18 protein-coding genes are annotated in these 19,510 nt (G+C 72.9%); 8 read left to right on the top strand and 10 right to left on the bottom strand.

What is annotated here, in order from left to right; genetic code table 11:
• Positions 1-260: 260 nt before the first annotated feature.
• On the bottom strand, positions 261-698 hold the full coding sequence (locus ML5_RS02130; RefSeq protein WP_013283650.1) for an ATP-binding protein: 438 nt from the start codon (positions 696-698) through the stop codon (positions 261-263).
• Positions 698-1,048 (bottom strand): STAS domain-containing protein, encoded by a 351-nt coding sequence (locus ML5_RS02125; RefSeq protein WP_013283649.1) that lies wholly within the window; start codon positions 1,046-1,048, stop codon positions 698-700. The genes ML5_RS02130 and ML5_RS02125 overlap by 1 nt, the downstream gene beginning before the upstream one ends.
• Positions 1,049-1,139: 91 nt before the next feature.
• On the opposite strand from ML5_RS02125, the gene ML5_RS02120 reads away from it, so the two are divergent.
• From ML5_RS02120 to ML5_RS02110, 3 genes are all read left to right on the top strand, one after another.
• Complete coding sequence (locus ML5_RS02120) at positions 1,140-3,659, top strand: DEAD/DEAH box helicase (protein WP_369752217.1); 2,520 nt, start codon at positions 1,140-1,142, stop codon at positions 3,657-3,659.
• 256 nt (positions 3,660-3,915) lie between these two features.
• Positions 3,916-4,122, top strand: a complete 207-nt coding sequence (locus tag ML5_RS02115) for a hypothetical protein (protein ID WP_013283647.1) — start codon at positions 3,916-3,918, stop codon at positions 4,120-4,122.
• A gap of 201 nt (positions 4,123-4,323) precedes the next feature.
• Positions 4,324-4,902, top strand: a complete 579-nt coding sequence (locus tag ML5_RS02110; RefSeq protein ID WP_013283646.1) for a hypothetical protein — start codon at positions 4,324-4,326, stop codon at positions 4,900-4,902.
• Positions 4,903-4,956: 54 nt separating this feature from the next.
• Here the strand turns inward: ML5_RS02110 and ML5_RS02105 are convergent, their stop codons facing one another.
• The 7 genes from ML5_RS02105 to ssd all read right to left on the bottom strand — a co-directional run bounded on the left by ML5_RS02105 (position 4,957) and on the right by ssd (position 10,074).
• Positions 4,957-5,403 carry an Rv3654c family TadE-like protein gene (locus ML5_RS02105; protein ID WP_369752215.1) on the bottom strand — a complete coding sequence of 149 codons (447 nt, stop codon included), beginning with the start codon at positions 5,401-5,403 and terminating at the stop codon, positions 4,957-4,959.
• A 44-nt stretch (positions 5,404-5,447) separates the two neighbouring features.
• Complete coding sequence (locus ML5_RS02100; RefSeq protein WP_013473579.1) at positions 5,448-5,876, bottom strand: TadE family type IV pilus minor pilin; 429 nt, start codon at positions 5,874-5,876, stop codon at positions 5,448-5,450.
• A gap of 62 nt (positions 5,877-5,938) precedes the next feature.
• Positions 5,939-6,106, bottom strand: a complete 168-nt coding sequence (locus ML5_RS31340) for a DUF4244 domain-containing protein (protein WP_013283643.1) — start codon at positions 6,104-6,106, stop codon at positions 5,939-5,941.
• Positions 6,107-6,129: 23 nt separating this feature from the next.
• A complete protein-coding gene (locus ML5_RS02095; protein WP_013473578.1) occupies positions 6,130-6,858 on the bottom strand; it encodes a type II secretion system F family protein in 729 nt (242 codons plus the stop codon).
• Positions 6,858-7,766, bottom strand: coding sequence for a hypothetical protein (locus tag ML5_RS02090; protein ID WP_041784399.1), 909 nt, complete (start codon positions 7,764-7,766; stop codon positions 6,858-6,860). Before ML5_RS02090 ends, ML5_RS02095 begins: the two co-directional genes overlap by 1 nt.
• On the bottom strand, positions 7,763-8,974 hold the full coding sequence (locus tag ML5_RS02085) for a TadA family conjugal transfer-associated ATPase (RefSeq protein WP_013473577.1): 1,212 nt from the start codon (positions 8,972-8,974) through the stop codon (positions 7,763-7,765). The genes ML5_RS02090 and ML5_RS02085 overlap by 4 nt, the downstream gene beginning before the upstream one ends.
• Positions 8,971-10,074 (bottom strand): septum site-determining protein Ssd, encoded by a 1,104-nt coding sequence (ssd, locus tag ML5_RS02080; protein ID WP_013473576.1) that lies wholly within the window; start codon positions 10,072-10,074, stop codon positions 8,971-8,973. The genes ML5_RS02085 and ssd overlap by 4 nt, the downstream gene beginning before the upstream one ends.
• A gap of 247 nt (positions 10,075-10,321) precedes the next feature.
• Here ssd and ML5_RS02075 point away from each other — a divergent pair, with 247 nt between their 5' ends.
• The 3 genes from ML5_RS02075 to ML5_RS02065 all read left to right on the top strand — a co-directional run bounded on the left by ML5_RS02075 (position 10,322) and on the right by ML5_RS02065 (position 13,168).
• A complete protein-coding gene (locus tag ML5_RS02075) occupies positions 10,322-11,017 on the top strand; it encodes a hypothetical protein (RefSeq protein ID WP_013283638.1) in 696 nt (231 codons plus the stop codon).
• Positions 11,018-11,059: 42 nt separating this feature from the next.
• Entirely contained in the window at positions 11,060-12,028 is a 969-nt protein-coding gene (locus tag ML5_RS02070) for a phosphotransferase enzyme family protein (RefSeq protein ID WP_013473575.1), read from the top strand.
• 333 nt (positions 12,029-12,361) lie between these two features.
• Entirely contained in the window at positions 12,362-13,168 is an 807-nt protein-coding gene (locus ML5_RS02065; protein WP_013283636.1) for an HAD family phosphatase, read from the top strand.
• A gap of 13 nt (positions 13,169-13,181) precedes the next feature.
• Here the strand turns inward: ML5_RS02065 and ML5_RS02060 are convergent, their stop codons facing one another.
• The gene (locus ML5_RS02060) at positions 13,182-13,928 is read right to left on the bottom strand and encodes a hypothetical protein (protein ID WP_013473574.1); all 747 of its coding nucleotides are present in this window, start codon (positions 13,926-13,928) and stop codon (positions 13,182-13,184) included.
• Positions 13,929-14,150: 222 nt separating this feature from the next.
• On the opposite strand from ML5_RS02060, the gene acs reads away from it, so the two are divergent.
• A complete protein-coding gene (acs, locus tag ML5_RS02055; RefSeq protein WP_013473573.1) occupies positions 14,151-16,139 on the top strand; it encodes an acetate--CoA ligase in 1,989 nt (662 codons plus the stop codon).
• Between the two features lie 232 nt (positions 16,140-16,371).
• Positions 16,372-19,155: an immune inhibitor A domain-containing protein gene (locus ML5_RS02050; protein ID WP_225319751.1), complete on the top strand. Its 2,784-nt coding sequence runs from the start codon at positions 16,372-16,374 to the stop codon at positions 19,153-19,155.
• Positions 19,156-19,510: the final 355 nt, after the last annotated feature.

Raw genomic sequence — 19,510 nt, 5'->3', positions numbered from 1 at the left:
GATGCGGACTCGCAAGCGCGCGCCGACCCACTCCGGCGGACCAGCGATGAACTCCCGTTCCCGCTGGCTACGGGACGGGATCACTTGCTGACAACCCGCGTACTGTAGCCCTCTGGCGTGGCGGAGGTCACACCGAGGGGGCACCGTGTCTCGATGATCTTCGTAACTGTGTTATGCGAAGAAATCTGATATATGGCGCGGCCAATACGACGAGGCCGCGCTCCCCCTTCGGGGAGCGCGGCCTGCGTGTGCGTTTCGGGTCAGGCGCGGCCGGCCGGCCAGGACATCCGTACCTCGGTGCCGACGCCGTCGTCGACCGGACGGACCTGGAGATCCTCCACGAAACCGGCGAGCAGCGCGAAGCCCACCCCGGTGGTGAGCGCGTCCTCGCTGAGCGACTCCTTGGCCAGCTCGTCCGGGCCGAGCGCGGCCAGGCCGAGGCCCGCCTCGATCGGGGCCCGGTCCACCACCCGGACCGTGTAGCCGCCGCCGTCGGACATCTCCACGTACACCGGGTCGGCCAGGCCGTACTGCCGGTGCAGCGCGACCGCCCGGGTGCACGCCTCACCGATGGCCAGGCGCACCTCGTCCAGCAGGTCCTCGCGTACGCCGGCCCGCCGGGCCACCGCGACGCCGACCAGGCGGGCGGTGCGCACGTGCACCGGGGCCGGAGAGAAGGACAGCTTGACGGTCGCCATCACGCGCCGGTGGAGTCGGCGGCGATGGCCGCGTCGACCGTCGGATGCAGCGGGAAGACCTGGTCCAGGGCGGTGATCCGGAAGATCTTGAGCAGCGGCTCCTTGTCGCAGACCAGCGCGAAGGAGCCACCGGCCGAGCGCAGCCGCTTGAGCGCGCCCACGAGCACACCCAGACCGGTCGAGTCGAGGAAGTCCACCCGGCCGAGGTCGACCACCACGTGGCGGGCCCCGCCGTCGATCAGCTCCAGGAGCCGTTCCCGCAGGCGGGGGGCGGTGTAGACATCCACCTCACCACCGACCTCGAGCACCGTGTGCTCCCCCACGGCGCGGGTCGCCAGCGACAGCTCCATCGGTCCCTCCTCGGTAAACTCTCCTGGGCATCTAACCATCTCCCCGTGCGGCCCCCTCGGTCACCGGCCACGCCCTCCCCATACCCCCACCCTGCGGTTCCCAATTCCGAACACCAGTGCGAGAGTGCAGGACGTGACCGACCACAGCCCCGGCCCGCGGCGTGCGCCGGGCGAGCTGCTGCGCCGGCTGCGGCTGCGTCACCCCACCGACCCGGTCACCCACGTCGAACGCGTCCCGGCCCGCGCCGGCGAGCCCGTCGGGTGGCCCGGCTGGGCACCGGAGGAACTGCGGGCGGCGTTCGCGCGGCGCGGCGTCACCGCCCCGTGGCGGCACCAGGCCGAGGCCGCCGAGCTGGCGTACGCGGGCCGGCACGTGGTGGTCGCCACCGGCACGGCGTCCGGCAAGTCCCTGGCGTACCAGCTTCCCGCGCTGAGCACGCTGCTCGCCGACCCGCGCGCCACGGTCCTCTACCTGGCGCCGACCAAGGCGCTCGCCGCCGACCAGCTCCGCGCCGTCGCCGGTCTCGAACTCGACGGGGTACGCCCCGCCACCTACGACGGGGACACTCCGCGCGCCGAGCGGGAGTGGATCCGCCGGCACTCCCGGTTCGTGCTGACCAACCCGGACATGCTGCACCACGGCATCCTGCCCGGGCACGCCCACTGGTCCGGGTTCCTGCGCCGCCTCGCGTACGTGGTGGTCGACGAGTGCCACACCTACCGGGGCGTCTTCGGCTCACACGTCGCGCACGTACTGCGGCGGTTACGGCGGCAGTGCGCGCGCTTCGGGCGTACCCCCGTCTTTCTGCTGGCCTCCGCAACCTCGGGTGACCCGGCGACGGCGGCCGGGCGGCTCACCGGCCTGCCGGTCACCGCCGTCACCGAGGACACGTCGCCGCGCGGCGGGGTGACGTTCGCGCTCTGGGAGCCGCCGCTGCTGCCGCCCACCGAGTCGTCCGTCGACGCCGACCTCGTCCAGGTCCGGCGCTCCGCGCTGCGGGAGACCGCCGACCTGCTCGCCGACAGCGTGGTCGAGGGGGTACGCACGCTCGCGTTCGTGCGGTCCCGCCGGGGCGCCGAGGTGGTCGCCGCGAACGCCCGGCGGTCGCTCGACGAGGCGGTACCCGGGCTGGGCGACCGGGTGGCCGCCTACCGGGCCGGCTACCTGCGCGAGGAGCGCCGCGAGCTGGAACGGGCGCTGCTGCACGGCGACCTGCTCGGCCTCGCCTCCACCAACGCGCTCGAACTCGGCGTCGACCTGGTCGGGCTGGACGCGGTACTGATCTGCGGCTGGCCCGGCACCCGCGCGTCGCTGTGGCAGCAGGCCGGGCGGGCCGGGCGCTCCGGCGACGAGGCGCTCGCCGTGCTGGTGGCCCGGGACGACCCGCTCGACACCTACCTGGTGCACCACCCGGAGGCGCTGTTCGGGCGACCGGTCGAGGCGACGGTACTCGACCCGGCCAACCCGTACGTGCTCGCGCCGCAGCTCGCCTGCGCCGCCCACGAGTCCCCGCTCACCCCGGCCGACCTGGACCTGTTCGGGGAGGGCGCGAAGGAGGCGGTGGACTCGCTGGTCGAGGCGGGGGCGCTGCGGCAGCGACCCACCGGCTGGTACTGGCGGCACCGGGAACGCCCCGAGGTCGACCTGCGCGGCGAGGGCGGCGCACCGGTGTGCGTGGTGGAGGAGTCCACCGGCCGGCTGCTCGGCACCGTCGACGGCGGGTCGGCGCACTTCCTGCTGCACACCGGCGCGGTCTACCTGCACCAGGGCGTCTCGTACGTGGTCGACTCGCTCGACCTGACCGACGGGTGCGCGCTCGTGCACGCCGAGGAGCCGGACTGGTCCACCCACGCCCGCGATGTCACCTCGCTGTCGGTGGTGTCGGTCCGCTCGTACGTGGACGCCGGACCGGTCGGCCTGTTCCTCGGCGAGGTGGACGTGACCAGCCAGGTGGTGTCGTACCAGCGGCGGCGCATCGCCACCGGCGAGGTGATCGACACCCGCCCGCTGGACCTGCCCGCGCGGGAGCTGCGCACCGTCGCGGTGTGGTTCACGCTCTCCCCCGAGTCGCTGACCGCCGCCGGTGTCGAGGCGGCTGACGTGCCGGGCGCGCTGCACGCCGCCGAGCACGCCGCCATCGGCCTGCTGCCGCTGATGGCGACGTGCGACAGGTGGGACATCGGCGGGCTGTCCACCGCCCTGCACCCGGACACCGAGGCGCCGACCGTCTTCGTCTACGACGGCCACCCCGGCGGGGCGGGTTTCGCCGAGCGGGCGTACGGCACCGCCGCCGCCTGGCTGCGCGCCACCCGGGACGCGATCGCCGAGTGCGGGTGCGAGACCGGGTGCCCGTCGTGCGTCCAGTCCCCGAAGTGCGGCAACGGCAACAACCCGCTGGCCAAGGCGGAGGCGGTGAAGGTCCTCGACGTGGTGCTGACCAACCTCGCCACGGCCGGCGGCGAGGCGGCGGTGGCCGGCCCGGAGGCGGTGACCGGCCCGGAGGCGGTGACCGGCCCGGGCTCGGGCGGCCCGGAGCGCGGCGAGGTGTTGCCCCGGCAGGACGACCGGGCGGCCCGCCCAGCTCAGGCGGCCGGTGCCCCACCCGCCTGACCGCACCGGGCCGGTTGGGGCTGCCCGCCGCCACTTCGGGGAGGTTGCGGTATCGACAGGTGCTGGACCCCGCCACTTCCCCGAACTGGTGTCGATCAAGCTGGGCCGTGCGGCTCCGCGGGTGCCCAGGTGTCTGGTTGGTGGGACGGGTGCATGAGGGTAGGGCCGTCGGGGCATTGATGCATGGGAGCGCTTCCATGCATCATTTCTGGTAGCGCGCAGGTGACCCGAGACCCGTCCCGCCGGAGGTGCCGCCGTGGCCGACACGATCGCCGAGACCGTCGAGCTGCTCTACACCATCGACCAGGAAAACCTCACGCCCGACCAGCAGATAGCGCTGGGCACCGCGATGGCCACGCTCGCCCAGGCGGAACGGCTGGAGCAGATCAACGAGCGTCTGCGCGGCATCCATCAGGTGCTGAACAGCTGGGCGATGAAGGCCACGGTCGACGGCGGCCGCTGACCTTGCGTCCCGCCTCCACTTCCGGCGCGCGGTCGCGCAGTCCCGGCCCGCGCCGGTCACGGCAACGGCGCCATGCTTCGCCTCATGCCACCGTGCGGCTCCTGCGTGCGGGCCCGTCCGTCCAGGCAGCGGTGGGTGCGCTCGGGCGAGCGGTCGTCGGCCCGCTGTGCAAGACTCCGGCGACCCCTCGAAGGAGAGCCCATGTCGCCCGACAACCTGCAGGCCCAGCACCGGTTCATCATCCGTCAGCGACTCCGGATGATGGTCAACCAGTACGAGGTGCACTCGGTCGCGCCCGACGGCTCCGAGGGTGGGCTGCTCGCGTTCGCGCAGCAGAAGCGGCTCGCCTTCAAGGAGCAGGTGACCATCTACACCGACGACTCCAAGCAGTACCCCCTTCTCGGCTTCAAGGCCCGTCAGCGGCTCGACCTCGGCGCCACCTACGACGTGACCGATCACGCGGGCAACCCCATCGGGCTGTTCCGCAAGGACTTCGCCCAGTCGCTGCTGCGCTCGACGTGGCACGTCGAGCAGCCCGGCCTGCCGCCCGCCACCGGGCAGGAGCGCAGCCTGCCGGTCGCGCTGCTGCGCCGGTTCGTCGACTCGCTCTCCTGGCTGCCGTACCACTTCGACTTCATGGCCGGCGGCCAGCCGGTGTTCTCGGTCGACCGGAAGTGGGGTCTGCGGGACCGGTACAACGTGGAGATCCAGCACCCGCAGATCGACCGTCGGCTGGTGATCGCCATGGCGGTCGGACTGGACGCCCTCCAGTCCCGCTGACCTGCGGCACTCGGGCCCGGCCCGGCTCTCGGTTCCGGCACTGGCGTCCGCCCGTCAGGACCGGGCCGGGCCGGCCCGGGACGTCGCGACGGCGTCCCGGGCCAGCCCCGGCAGCGGGGCGACGCGTACCCGCGCCGTGACGATCAGGTCCAGTCCGTCAGCCCGGCATCCGGTCATCCGGCCGCCGTTGGCCGAGACCAGGTCGGCGGCGCGAGCGCACGCGACGCCGGCTCCGTCGAGCACCTGCACGGCACCGGCCAGCGCACCGAAGTCCGCCGCGTTGCGGGCCTGATGCCGGGCGCACCGGGCCGCCCCGACCGCGGCGCCGAACACCCCGACCAGCACGAACACCATTCCGATCGCGAGCAGGCACACGGTCGCGCCGCCCCGGTCGGTCGAGGACGTCCTCACACCAGGCTTCCCACGCTCCCCTCTCCCCGCAGGCCCGCCCACCCGGGATCTGCTCGCCCCGCGCCTGCTCGGGTCGGCCCGGCCTCCCACGACGACCTGGCGGAAGGACGAGTCGGCCCAGGCACCGCCGGCTCTCACGGCACCGGCCCCGGCGCTCCGGGTTCCACTGCGGCCACCGCCTCCGCCGACACGACCAGCCGGGGCAGCCGCGTACCGAACGTCCGGACCGGTGCCCGGACCGTCGCCGTGACCCGATCGCCTGTCACAGTCACCGACACCTCGGCGCCGTCCGGGGCGTACCGGGTTGCGGCAACCGTGCCGGGCTCGCCCCGGGCCGCCGCGAGCGCCGCCTCCCGGGCCGCGTCGACACACGCGACCCGGGTACCCACAGCGTTCACCGCGGTCAGACCGGCGACGAGGAGCAGCATGAGCGCCGGCAGGCCGGCCGCCAACTCGGCGGTGAAGGAACCCCGCTCGCACGCGACCCACGAGCGCCACCGGCGCCGCACCTCCCCGGCCCGGGTGCCGACGGCGTCCCGGGTCGAGCCGGGCTCGGTCGACACGTCGAGTGGGACTGCTGGTTCGTGGAGCCACCCACCACCACGGCCGGCCCGCCGGCGCCCGATCACTTCAGGGCCCGGTCGATGACGGCGGTCAGCGCGGACTGCACGTTGCCGGAGGTGAGCACCTTCAGCAGGATCCCGGCGAAGGCGACCGCGGCGAGGGTGCCCACCGCGTACTCGGCGGTGTTCATACCGGCGTCACCCCGCAGGCGGGTGAGGAGCTTGCGCATGTCGTACGTCCCTTCTCGATGGTTCACAGCACGTCGCCGAGCACGGCGACGATCACCGGCACCAGACCGGCGAGAATGAAGGCGGGCAGGAAGCACAGCCCGAGCGGCAGCACGATGAGCACGCCCGCGCGGCGGGCCGCCGCCTCGGCCGAGGTCGACCGTTCGGCGCGCAGGTCGTCGGCCAGCCGGGTCAGCGCGCGAGCCAGTGCGGCGCCGCTGTTCGACGAGCGGACCGCCGCCGCGACCACGGGTTCGGCCCCGGTGACGCCTTCCAGGTGCGCCCAGGCCTCGCCGGGGCTGCCTCCGAGCCGTAGCGTCCGGCCGACCCGGCCGAGCCGGTCCGCGAGTGGCCCGCCGAGCGCCTCGGCGACGGCGAGCACCGAGCGGTCGACCGGCGCGCCCGCCCGCAGCGCGGCCGCCAGCAGGTCCGCGGCGAGCGGCAGGTCGGCGGTCTCCCGCAGCCGCCGTTCCCGGGCGGCGCGCGGCTCGATCCGGCGTAGCAGACGGTCGGCGGCGGCACCGGCCAACAGCCCGAGGAACACGCCCGTGACACCGCCGACCACCACCGCCACCGCGATTCCGGCCAGCGCTGCGCCGAGGCGTACCCGATCCGGCCACCACGCCGGGCGAGTGGGCGGCGGCGTCGGAGCGAGCCGGCGCAGCCGCCGTGCCGGGCGGACGACCGGACCGGCGACGACCAGGAGCGACGCGGCGCCGCCGAGACACACGGCGGCCAGTACCTGCCGTGACATCAGGCGGCCCGCCCGGGCGTGACGCCGAGTCGCTCGGCCCAGAGCAACCCGCCGACCTGCAACACGACTGCCGCCACCGCACTGCCGGCACCCACCGGCGTGTGCAGGAGCACCGCCACCGGGTCCACCCCGATGCCGTAGCCGAGACCTATGCCGCCGAGCGGCAGCGCGGCGAGCAGCCACGCGGTCGCCCGAGCCCCGGCGGCCTGGGCGGCGGCAGCGGCAAGGCCCCGGTCGGCGGCGCGGGCGTCGGCCTCGATCCGTTCCAGCAGATCGGCCAGCGGCGCACCCGTCTGGTCGGCCAGCCTCCCGGCGGCCCGGGCCAGCCGCGCGACGCGTCCCGGGCCGTCGTCGACACCGCCGTCGACGGGTAGCCCGGCCCGCAGGTCGGCGGCGACGGCGGCGAGGCGGTCGAGATCGCGGCGGTGCGCGAGGGTGGCTGTCCGGTGGGTACGTCGGCGCAGCACCGCCCGGGCCGCGAGCACGCCGTAGGTGGCGAGCACCAGGGCGGCCACCGGACCGCCGAGCAGTGCCCCGGTCACGGCCCCGCACAGCGCCGCCACTGGCAGCACGCGTCCGGCGGAGAGCGGCGGCGCAGGAGCCGACGCCGGAGAGGGTGTCACCGGAGCCGGCACGAGGCCCGTCCATCGCCGTACCTGATGCCCGACACCGGGTCGACGCCGTTCCCGGCCCCGGCCGGGAGGCCGTGCGGACGCCTTCGGCCCGGCGTCGAGCGGACGTCGTCGCAGGTCCGGGAATGCTGGACGTGCGCCCTTCACCCGCTCGACCGGGATGTCCGCACTGCCCAGGACCGCCAGCCGCCGGGCGCGAGCGGCCCGTACCGGCCAGGCGACGGCGACCGCCGCAGCCACCAGGAGCAGGACCGCCGGCCAGAGGTGGCCGGTCACGACGGTTCTGCCGGACCGGGCCACGCCGCCTGGAGGATCGGCGGTACCGGCGCTCCCCGCTCCCGCAGCAGGCCGGCGAGCAGCAGGGCCGCCGGGGCAAGACCCCGGCCGCGCGCCCAGGCCGGAACCACCGTCACCACCCGGTCGGGCCCGTCGGGCAGCAGCAGGCCGATGGAGTCGAGGACGCGCCCCTCGCCAGTACGGCGGAGCTGGAGGACGACCTGCAACGCGGCGGCGACCTGGGCGTGCAACGCGAGCCGGGGCAGGCCGCCGAGCATCCCGAGCGCCTCCAGCCGGGCCGGAACGTCGGCCGGGGCGTTCGCGTGCAGCGTTCCCGCCCCGCCGTCGTGGCCGGTGTTCAACGCGGCGAGCAGGTCGACCACCTCGGCGCCCCGGCACTCGCCCACTACCAGCCGGTCCGGCCGCATCCGCAGCGCCTGCCGGACCAGGTCGCCGAGCCCGACGGCTCCGGCGCCCTCGACGTTCGCCGTCCGGGCCTGCAACCCGATCACGTGCGGGTGCACCGGGCGCAGCTCGGCGGCGTCCTCCACCAGCACGATCCGCTCGGTGCCAGGTACCAGCCCGAGCAGCGTGTTGAGCAGCGTCGTCTTGCCGGATCCCGTGCCGCCGCTGACCAGGTACGCGAGGCGGGCCTCCACGAGTGCGGCGAGCAGCGGGGCGATCGGCCGGGGCACCGTGCCCCTCTCGACGAGTTCGTCGAGGGTGAACGGCCGCTGCCGGAAGGTACGCAACGACAGGTAGGGCCCGTCGGTCGCCACCGGAGGCAGCACCGCGTGCAGCCGGGTGCCGTCGGGCAGGCGCGCGTCGGCGTACGGGGAGGCGTCGTCGAGCCGACGCCCGGCGGCCGAGGTGAGGCGCTGCGCCAACCGGCGTACGTCGTCGAGCGTGCCCAGCGGCACGGCGACCTGCCGTAGTCCCCGTCCCCTGTCGACCCAGACCCGCACCCCGTTCACCAGCACGTCGGTGACCTGCGGGTCGGCGAGCAGCGGCGCCAGTGGACCGGCGCCGACCAGGTCGTCGTGCACCCGGTCGGCGATCCGCAGCAGCGTGGTGTCGCCGAGCACCGCCGTCGCCGGTTCGGCGCGTACCGCGGAGACGATCGCCGCGGGCGTGACCGGGGTGGCCTCGGCGGCGAACCGGTGCCGGACCCGGGCGGCCAGCTCCCCCGGGTCGGCCGGCGCGGTCATGCCGCACCCGCAGCCGGCGACCCGACCAGCTCGTCCACGATCCGCTGGCACAGCGCGGCGAGCGGCCCCTTCCCACTCGCGCCCGGCGCCTCGCCCCGCTCCAGCCCACGGCACAGCCCCGGCTCGGGTCGCAGCGTGCCGGCGAGCGGCAGCCCCAGCGCCCGGGACACCTCGGCCGCGCGCAGCCGGCCGGGCGCCGGACCACGCACGATGACCGACAGGTCGACGCAGTGCGGCGCGGCGACGGCGGCGACCCGGGCCGCGGCGGCCGCCGCCCGCAGCTCGGCCGGTACGACGAGCAGCGCCCGGTCGGCGGCCTGGAGCGCGACCACAGCCGCGTCGTCGAGGTGCCGGGGCAGGTCGAGTACGACCAGGTCCCGCCCGCGTCGGCCGGCGTCGACTGTGGCGGCCATCGCCTCGGCCGGCAGGTGCCGCAGGTCGCCCCGGTCCCAGGAGAGCACCACCAGGTCGCCCCGGCTGGGCAACGCGCGGATCAGCGACGGCGGGTCGACCCGCCCGTCCGTGCCGGCCAGCTCGGGCCAGCGCAACCCGTCGAGCTGCTCCCAGCCGAGCACCAGATCGAGACCGCCGCCGAGCGGGTCGGCGTCGACGAGCAGCGTGCGGAGCCGGGACCGGGCCGCGCTGACGGCGAGCCCACCTGCAAGCACGCTGGCTCCGGCGCCGCCCCGGCCGCCGAGCACAGCCACCACCCGGCCCTGATCCGGGCCCGCCGGACCGGCCACGCACTCGGCGAACCGGTCGACCAGCCAGGGCTCGGCCGCCGGCAGCGTCGCGACGTGCTCCGCGCCGATGAGTTCGGCCAACTCCGTACCCGGATCGAGCTCTCCGGAGCGACCGACCAGGACCGTGCGGGCGCGGCGGGGAAGGCGCGCCCGCAGGCAGGCCGCCGCCTGGTCGGCGCCGATGAGCACCAGCGGCGCCGGCGCCCAGCGGGCCCGGGCGGCGGCCGGGTCGGCCGCCAGCTCGACCTCGGTGCCGCCGGCCGCCGCGAGTCGCAACAGCTCGTCGAGAAGGTCGCCGTCGGAGGTGACGAGCAGGGGCAGGCGACGGTACGGCGGGAGCGGGGTACGGGGCGGCATGGCGGCCTCCATCGGTCGGACTCGGACGTGCCGCGGTGCAGCCTGCCCGGCCGAGGGATGCGGGACCGGTGCCCTGTGGACAACGGAGGGCGTTGTGGACAGACCTCGGTGGCCCGGTTGATCTGCTATGTGCCGGAGACGGAGGCAACGAGTGGCCCGTCGGCCATTGACGACAGGGATGATCAGTAGCGGATAATCGGGGCCCCTCGCCGCTCGATGAACGGCACCGGCTTGCGGAATCGAGGCCATGACCGATTCGCCGCACCCCCTCACGCCCCCCTCGGTACGACCCCATTCACGGTCCGCCCCAACGGCCGGCGGCGAGATCTGGCTCCGCGATCCGTCGCCGACGCTGCTCGCCGCCATCGCCATCGGGCTCGTGGTCGTGGTGCTGGCGAGCATCGTCAGCGTCTTCGCCACGCCGCGTCGCCCCGACCTCCCGCCGCCGCTCGAGGGCCAGGCGATCCTGGCGTCCCCGACGAGGGCGGGGTCGGTGACGGAGACGCCCGCCGAGTCCTACGCGCCGCCGTCGGTGTCGTTCTCCAGCCGCGCCGTCGCGCCCAGCCGCACCGCCGCACCGACCCGCCGCCCCACCCCGAGCAGCCGGCCGACCTCGCCGAAGCCGTCGATCCCCCGGTCGAAGCCGCCGGTGGTCGGCCCGGGGGAACTGGCCCCACTGCCGGCCTCGCGTGAGTCGCGGCTGCGCTCGCACGGCGGTGGCCCGTCGACCTTCATCGACTTCGTCAACAGCCACGGGTCGACAGTCGTGGTCCACTGGATCAACTACGATGGCCGTCGACAGCAGTACGCGGTGCTGCGGCCCGGGCAGTCCTACCGGCAGCAGACGTACGTCGGTCATCCGTGGGTCGTGGCCGACGAGCGGGGCCGAGGCTTGGTGTGCTTCGAGCCGGACCGGCAGACGCTGCGCGCGGTGATCCGGTAACTCCCTTGCCGGGCCCGGCCGGCGGCTGCGACGCTCCGCCGGGTGATCGACAAGCCGGACATCGACGAGCGGCTGCTGGCGGCCGAGGTCGCCGCCGCCTGGTCGGTGGACGTCGTCGACCTGGCGTTCATGCCGGTCGGACTCGACGGGCACGCGTGGGCGTACCGGGTGGAGACGTCCGACGGCGGGCGCTGCTTCCTGAAGGTGCGCCGCGGCGACTTCACTCCGGCCGCCGTCCTGCTGCCCGGCTTCCTCCGGACGCAGGGCCTCCGGCAGGTGGTCGCGCCGCTGGACCTTCGCCTCGATGGCGGGGTTGCACGTCGGTTCGGGGACTACCGACTACTGCTCTACCCGTTCCAGGACGGCGACAGCCTGTGGGGCCGCGGTCTCACCGACCGCCAGTGGACCGAGTACGGCGATTTCCTGGGCCGGCTGCACCGGGTCACGCCGAGCGCTGAGGTAGCAGCCGTCCTGCCGGTCGAGACGTACCGATCGAGCGCGGGCGACCGACTGCGGACCCTCGGCGGGCAGGCCGCAACGAGCGAGGTCCTGGGCGCCTTCTGGAAGCGGTATGGTGCCGCGCTGCGCCGGTTGGCGGAGACTGTCGACGACCTGGCGTCGCGCGTGACGCCGGGACAGCACGTCATCTGCCACGCCGACATCCATCCCGGCAACCTGATCGCCGACGGCGACGGTCCGCTGCACGTCGTGGACTGGGACGCGCCGATCCTCGCGCCGCGCGAGCGGGACCTGATGTTCGTCCACAGCGCCGACTTCGGCGACCACCCGATAAACGCGCACCGGGCTGAACTCTTCCGCGAAGGCTACGGGGCGCTGGAGCCGGACCCGGTCCTGCTGAGTTACTACCGCGGCGAACGGCATCTCGACGATGTCGCCGCGTTTCTGGGCAGCATCCTCGGTCCCGAGGCGAGTGCGGAGTCCCGGGCCAACGATCTGCACTGGCTCATCCGCATCGCCGAGGCGGTCGCCGACCCCGGCTACGCGCCCTGAGCTGACGCGGAACGCTCGTCCCGCAAAGGGACGACCCCCGTCGGGGGGAGACGGGGGTCGTCTTGTGGTTCGGCTCCGGGGGGGTCGAGCCGAACCGACTCAGCGGTCACGGGGGGTGCAACCGCCGAGGCCCATCGGCGCCGGGTCTGCGAACTCCCGCCGCGAGGACAAGCATGCCGCAGTCGACCCTTATACGTCGAGTGTTGTTCACTCCACGCAAAGCTAAATTCATCGATAGCCGCCTGTGACCGCCGTCACTCCACCGGGTGCTCATCGGCTTTCGCGACCCGGGCGGACGCCTCCGCGCCTTCCGTCGGGCTAGACTTTCGCGCCGTGGGCCGCAGCGCCGCTTTCTTCGATCTCGACAAGACCGTCATCGCCAAGTCGAGCGCCTTGGCGTTCGGTCGGCCGTTCTACCGGGACGGGCTGATCACCCGGCGTGACGTGGTCAAGTCGGCGTACGCGCAGTTGATGTTCCGGCTGGGCGGCACCGACGAGCAGACCATGGCCCGCACCCGGGACTACCTGGCCACGCTCTGCAAGGGCTGGCCGGTGGAACAGGTCCGCCAGATCGTCGCGGAGACACTGCACGAACTGATCAACCCCTACGTGTACGCCGAAGCGGCCGCCCTCATCGAGGAGCACCAGGCCGCCGGGCGGGACGTGGTGCTGGTCTCCGCGTCGGGCGACGAGATGGTCCGGCCGATCGGCGAGCTGCTCGGGATCACCGACGTGATCGCCACCCGGATGGGCGTGGTCGACGGCCGGTACAGCGGCGAGGTCGAGTTCTACGCGGCCGGTCCGAGCAAGGTCGAGGCGGTCAGCGAACTGGCTCTTGAGCGGGACTACGACCTGGCCGACTCGTACGCGTACTCCGACTCGTACTCCGATCGGCCGCTGCTGGAGTGCGTGGGGCATCCGACGGTGGTCAACCCGGACCGGGCGCTGCGCAAGCTGGCGGTGGAGAACGCGTGGCCGGTGCTGGAGTTCCGGCACCCGATCCCGCTGGGCCGCCGGCTGCGCGAGCGACCGGCGGTGCCGGTCGCGGCGGCGGCGCTCGGCGTGGGCGTCGGCGTGGCCATCGGCATCGCCTGGTACGGCCGGCACCGGCGCACCCGCGCCGCAGCACCCACCGCCTGACACCCCGCGCGCGTCAGGACGCGGCGAGGATCTCGTCGCCGATCAGCGTGATCTGGTCGGCGCCGACCTCCACCGCCTTCATGTAGTGCCGCAGCCAGGAGCGCAGGCCGTCGGGCGTGCCGGTGGCGAACGCGCCGGCCGCGCCCACGTACTCCGGTTCGCGCTCGCGGTGCCCGACGTCCACCGCGACCAGCCCGCGGGGGTCGAACCCGGTGGAGATCAGCACCAGCCGGGCGGCGGCACGGGCCACCACCCCGGACGGACCCGGGAACGGGCGCAGGTTCAGCAGCTCGCCGTGTACGACGGCCGCCAGCACCAGCGGTGGCACCTTGGTGCCGCCGGCGACGAGGGCGGCCAGGCCGTCGAGGCGGGCCGCGACCACCGGGTCGGCGACCGGGCGGCCCAGTTCCTCCTCGGTCACCACGTCGCGGGCGGCGAGTACGTGCAGCCGGGCCATCACCTGCCGGGGAGCCTTGGGCCAGAGGTCGCTCAGCCCGGGCAGCGCCCCGGCGACCCGGAGCGCGCCCTGGAGCACCGGGTCGGTGACGGTGCCGGCGCGTACCTCCTCGCGGTCGTGGACGCGGCCCTCCAGCGCGGCGCTGGCCACTGCCGAGCGGAGGCTGACCTCGGCGGCGACCTGGCCGCCCTGGCGGCGCAGCGCGCGGTGCCGGTGGGCCAGGTCGACCCGCTCGCGGGCCTGCTCGACGGCGGTGGCGACGTCGGCGAGCGCGAGCAGCGGGGCGAGCGGATCGGTGGTCACCCCGTCACGCTAGCGACCGCCGGGCTCCTCCCAAGCCGGGGGTTGTCAATAAGGGGCCCTTCCTCTACCGGAGGCGTTAAGAAGGGGCCCTTCCTTACACCTCGGCGCGAGGGAAGGGCCACTGGGCGCGCGGTGAGGGGCCGGACGGTCGCGAGCGGGGTACGGCGGGACTAACCTTCCCCGGAGTAGGAGACGCAGGTCACGCGACGAAGGAGTCACCGCATGAGCGAGGCATTGGCCAACTTGCTGAACGAGACGCGCCAGTTCCCGCCGCCGGCTGAACTCGCCGCGAACGCCAACGTGACCGCCGAGGCGTACGAGGAGGCGGCCGGGGACCGGCTGGCCTTCTGGGAGCGCCAGGCCGGCCGGCTGGCCTGGGCCCAGCCGTGGGAGCAGGTGCTCGACTGGTCGAACGCCCCGTTCGCGAAGTGGTTCACCGGGGGCAGGCTCAACGTGGCGTACAACTGCCTGGACCGGCACGTCGAGGCGGGCCTCGGTGACAAGGTGGCGATCCACTGGGAGGGCGAGCCGGGCGACACCCGTACCGTCACCTACGCCGACCTGCACAAGCTCACCTGTCAGGCGGCGAACGCGCTGACCGAGCTGGGCGTGACCGCCGGTGACCGGGTGGCGATCTACCTGCCGATGATCCCGGAGGCGGCGGTGGCGATGCTCGCCTGCGCCCGGATCGGCGCCACGCACAGCGTGGTGTTCGGTGGCTTCTCCGCCGACGCGCTGACCAACCGGATCCAGGACGCCAGCGCCAAGGTGGTGATCACCGCGGACGGCGGCTTCCGCCGGGGCAAGCCGTCGGCGCTCAAGCCGACGGTGGACGAGGCGGTGGCGAACTGCCCGTCGGTCGAGCACGTGCTGGTGGTCCGGCGTACCGGTGAGGAGGTCGCCTGGTCGGCGAAGGACCACTGGTGGCACGAGACGGTGGAGACGGCGTCGCCGGAGCACGAGGCGCAGGCGTTCGACGCCGAGCACCCGCTGTTCATCCTCTACACCAGCGGCACGACCGCCCGCCCGAAGGGCATCCTGCACACCACCGGCGGCTACCTGACCCAGACGTCGTACACCACGCACGCGGTGTTCGACCTGAAGCCGGAGACGGACGTCTACTGGTGCACGGCCGACATCGGCTGGGTGACCGGGCACTCCTACATCGTGTACGGCCCGCTCTCCAACGGCGCCACCCAGGTCATGTACGAGGGCACGCCGGACACCCCGCACAAGGGCCGGTTCTGGGAGGTCGTCGACAAGTACAAGGTGACCATCCTGTACACCGCGCCGACGCTGATCCGCACCATGATGAAGTGGGGCGAGGACATCCCGGCCGGGTACGACCTGTCGTCGCTGCGCCTGCTCGGCAGCGTCGGTGAGCCGATCAACCCGGAGGCGTGGATCTGGTACCGGCAGCACGTCGGCCGCGGCGAGCTGCCGGTGGTGGACACCTGGTGGCAGACCGAGACCGGCGCCATCATGATCTCGCCGCTGCCCGGCGTGACCGAGGCGAAGCCCGGCTCGGCGATGAGCCCGCTGCCCGGCATCGTCGCCGACGTGGTCGACGACCAGGGCCAGTCGGTGCCGAACGGCGGCGGCGGATACCTCGTGCTGAAGGAGCCGTGGCCGTCGATGCTGCGGACGATCTGGGGCGACGACAACCGGTTCCTGGAGACGTACTGGTCCCGGTTCGGCGCCGGTGCGAACACCGGGGACGAGTGGGTCTACTTCGCCGGTGACGGCGCGAAGAAGGACGACGACGGGCACATCTGGCTGCTCGGCCGGGTGGACGACGTGATGCTGGTGTCCGGCCACAACATCTCCACCACGGAGGTGGAGTCGGCGCTGGTCAGTCACCCGTCGGTGGCGGAGGCGGCGGTGGTGGGCGCGACCGACCCGACCACCGGCCAGGCGATCGTCGCGTTCGCCATCCCGCGCGGCAGCGCGGAGATCTCCGGTGACGCGGGCGAACAGCTCATCGCCGAGCTGCGCAACCACGTGGCGAAGACGCTCGGCCCGATCGCCAAGCCGCGGCAGATCATGCTGGTGCCGGAGCTGCCGAAGACCCGCTCCGGGAAGATCATGCGCCGGCTGCTGCGGGACGTGGCGGAGAACCGGTCGCTCGGCGACGTGACCACGCTCCAGGACTCCTCGGTCATGGAATTGATCTCGTCGGGGATGAGCGGCGGGAAGTCCGACGAGGACTGACGTCGACCGACGACGAGGGGGCGGGCCGCCGGACGGTCCGCCCCCTCGTCGCATCCGGGATCCGCGCCGGTCGATCGGGGGATCCGGGACTGACCTGATCGGCCAGAGGGCCTGATCAACTCTGTCGATGTCGCTCGTCGTCGGTTACGTTCAGCCAACCGGCGGATTTCGACGAGCGTCACTGAGACGGCCGGTCCCCACCATTCCCTACGAACGGAGTGGCATGCTCCCCATGTCGCAGCACAGGGCACGGCGACGCTTACTCGTCGCGCTGCCCGCCATCGCGCTCGCGGCCACGTCGCTGACCGTGACGGGCAGCGCGGCGGCCCAGCCGGCCCGCTCCGCACCGGTCACGATCGGGGCGGACGAGCACTACATCAACTACGCCGAGCCCGAGGTCCAGCCGGACACCGGCGGCAAGGAGGTCAAGGGCCGCGACGGCGTCTTCTCCTCGCCTGCGGACGAGGCCCGCGCCTACGACCGCAAGTACGCCGGGGGCAACCCGATCGCGGCCCGCGAGCTGGCCAAGCTGGAGGCCAAGTCCATCCGGACCGGCCACAGCCCTCGGAAGATCAAGAAGGCCAAGAGCACGCAGACCGCCAAGCTGCTGACGCTGCTCGTCGAGTTCAACGACAAGGCCAACGACGACTTCACCGACGTGATGGTCCCGAAGACGGTGTTCGAGGACCGCACCTGCGTTCCCGGCACCGTGCAGAACGGGCCGCGGCACAACACGATCCCGAACCCGGCCACGCTGCCGCACAAGGACAACAACTCGATGTGGGTGCCGGACTTCTCTCCGGCCCACTACGACAAGATGCTGTACAGCAAGAAGGGCATCACCGAGCGGGTCCGCAAGGACCTGAAGGGGCCGGACGGCAAGCCGGGCATCAGCCTCGCCGGGCGGACCATGCACAACATGTACCTGGAGATGTCCAAGGGCGCTTACACCGTGGACGGGCAGGCCAGCCCGTGGATCACGGTGCCGCACTCGGAGGGCTGGTACGCCGCCTCGCGCTGCTTCCAGGACGAGAACGGCAACTGGGTCGCCGGGCGTGAGCAGTCGATGAACGGCCACCCGGACAACCCGCAGGGCGCGGGCCGGCTCGCCACCGACGCGATCGACGCGCTGGCCGCGGCCGACCCGAACTTCCCCTGGGCCGACTACGACATCGAGGACCAGAGCGACCGCGACGGCGACGGCAACTACCACGAGCCGGACGGCGTGATCGACCACCTCGTGCTGGTGCACGCCAACCAGGGCAAGTCCCGCGGCGGCGGCGACGTCGGCATCTACTCGGTCTGGGCGCACTCGTCGACCGTGACCGGTGGCTACACGATTCCGGGCACCAACCTGAAGGTGTCGAACTACATCGTGCAGCCGGAGGACGCCGGCGTCGGCGTCTTCGCCCACGAGTTCGGGCACGACCTGGGCCTGCCGGACCTCTACGACACCTCCGGCAACGCCGACTCCGACGTGGACTTCTGGGACCTGATGGCGTCCGGCTCGCACTCCGGCGAGATCTTCCAGGCGCTGCCCACCCACATGGGCCTCTGGGACAAGTGGGTGCTCGGCTGGGCCGAGCCGAAGACGTTCGGGCCGGGTGACCGGTCCAAGCTGGTCAAGCTCGGGCAGACGTCGCGTACGCCGGTCGGCACCGAGGACGGCATCAAGATCGACCTGCCGGACAAGGTGATCTCGCTGGCCACGCCGCACAGCGGCTCGAACATGTGGTACTCCGGTGCCGACCAGAACTGGGCCGACGTCAAGCTCAGCCGCACGGTGACCGTCCCGAACGCCGCTGATGCGAAGTTCTGGATGTGGAACAACTACGTCATCGAGGCGGACTGGGACTTCGGCTTCGTCGAGGTCTCCACCGACGGTGGCGCCACCTGGAGCGAGCAGAAGGTGTACGCCGAGGGCGGCGCGCTGGTCTCCACCAACGACGGCTACGCCGACCCGAACGGCCGCATGGTCGACTTCGGCAACAAGAAGTACGGCCTGACCGGCAGCACGAACGGGTGGCGGCACGACTACGTCGACCTGTCGTCGTACGCCGGGCAGACCGTGCAGGTGCGGCTGCGCTACGCCACCGACGAGGCGTTCGTGGAGCGCGGCTGGTTCGCCGACGACTTCTCGGTGACCGGCGGCGGCGCCACCACCTGGAGCGACGACGTGGAGAGCGGCGCGGCGGGCTGGACCCAGACCGGTGGCACCTTCACCGACACCAGCGGCGCGGGTTGGTACATCGACTCGGGCACCCAGGTGAAGTCGCACTACTACCTGGCCGAGTGGCGTAACTTCGACGGCTTCGACAAGGGCCTGAAGTACACCTACGACACCGTCTACTCGCACGAGGCGTGGAAGGTCGACCGGATCGCGTACAACGCGCCGGGCATGCTGGTCTGGTACCGGGACACCCAGCTCGGCGACGTCAACCACGTCACCGCGCAGATGACCGCGCTGCCCAGCTACGGCGCCAAGGGCGGTCTGCTGATCGTCGACTCGCACAACGACCCGCTGCGCCGCAAGGGCGTCGCGGCCGAGAAGGACCCGTCGGTGCTGAAGAACCTGCCCAGCCGGCCGCAGTCCTCCAACGCCGCGTTCGGCCTGAAGCCGACGTACCCGTTCAAGGAGTGCCTGGAGGCGGCGGACGAGCCGTACAGCGAGTACTGCACGAAGTTCGGCCCGCAGGCTCCGGTGCGCGGCTTCACCGACGCCAAGGGCTGGTACCCGGGCATCGAGATCCGTGACGGCGCCGCGTACGCGCGGGACAACGACGCCTCGGTGGTCGTCCCGTCGCGGGGCAACCAGCAGTACACGACCCGGGTGGTGAACCCGGACGGCACCCCGGCGACGGACTACTACGGTTCGACGCTGGGTGGCGGGGCGATCGTGCTCGGCACCGGCAACCCGGGTGACGCGGGCGTCCAGTACGGCGTCTCGATCATCATCAAGCGGGCCGCCAAGGACAACTCGTACGCCACTGTGTACGTGGTTCCGCCGCGGAGCTGAACCGCACGTTCAAACCGGAACCGGAATGACCGAAAAATGAGCTGAACAGGCTCGATGGGGGAAGGGTCGGGAGCGCGAGCGCTCCCGACCCTTCCGCGTTACCGCTTAATCCATGACTGTCACTGCAATCCATGATCCAGGCATCGCTGCTGGTCAACGGCTCGGTGACAGGCAGGCGTGTGACGGTGAAAAGCATCCCCAACAAAAAGTTGCTACAAATCGACGCACACATCTTCCCACCAGTCGCAGCAGTGTCTATGTTCACCCTTGGTCCCACTAGTGGGACGTTCCACCGGCCCGTACCCCCAGTTGGGCCGGTTCCCTCACACCGGAGGTACCACGTGCGCAAAGTCGC

This window comes from Micromonospora sp. L5 (genome assembly GCF_000177655.2).
GTDB lineage: Bacteria > Actinomycetota > Actinomycetes > Mycobacteriales > Micromonosporaceae > Micromonospora > Micromonospora aurantiaca.
The sequence above is the reverse complement of the archived record's forward strand: the minus strand, read 5'-3'. Positions and strand labels throughout refer to the sequence as shown.

Coding starts and splice junctions, on each gene's coding strand:
- ML5_RS02130 (WP_013283650.1), bottom strand. CDS start 698: ATGGCGACCGTCAAGCTGTCCTTCTCTCCGGCCCCGGTGCACGTGCGC.
- ML5_RS02125 (WP_013283649.1), bottom strand. CDS start 1,048: ATGGAGCTGTCGCTGGCGACCCGCGCCGTGGGGGAGCACACGGTGCTC.
- ML5_RS02110 (WP_013283646.1), top strand. CDS start 4,324: ATGTCGCCCGACAACCTGCAGGCCCAGCACCGGTTCATCATCCGTCAG.
- ML5_RS31340 (WP_013283643.1), bottom strand. CDS start 6,106: ATGCGCAAGCTCCTCACCCGCCTGCGGGGTGACGCCGGTATGAACACC.
- ML5_RS02095 (WP_013473578.1), bottom strand. CDS start 6,858: ATGTCACGGCAGGTACTGGCCGCCGTGTGTCTCGGCGGCGCCGCGTCG.
- ML5_RS02085 (WP_013473577.1), bottom strand. CDS start 8,974: ATGACCGCGCCGGCCGACCCGGGGGAGCTGGCCGCCCGGGTCCGGCAC.
- ssd (WP_013473576.1), bottom strand. CDS start 10,074: ATGCCGCCCCGTACCCCGCTCCCGCCGTACCGTCGCCTGCCCCTGCTC.
- ML5_RS02075 (WP_013283638.1), top strand. CDS start 10,322: ATGACCGATTCGCCGCACCCCCTCACGCCCCCCTCGGTACGACCCCAT.
- acs (WP_013473573.1), top strand. CDS start 14,151: ATGAGCGAGGCATTGGCCAACTTGCTGAACGAGACGCGCCAGTTCCCG.
- ML5_RS02050 (WP_225319751.1), top strand. CDS start 16,372: ATGTCGCAGCACAGGGCACGGCGACGCTTACTCGTCGCGCTGCCCGCC.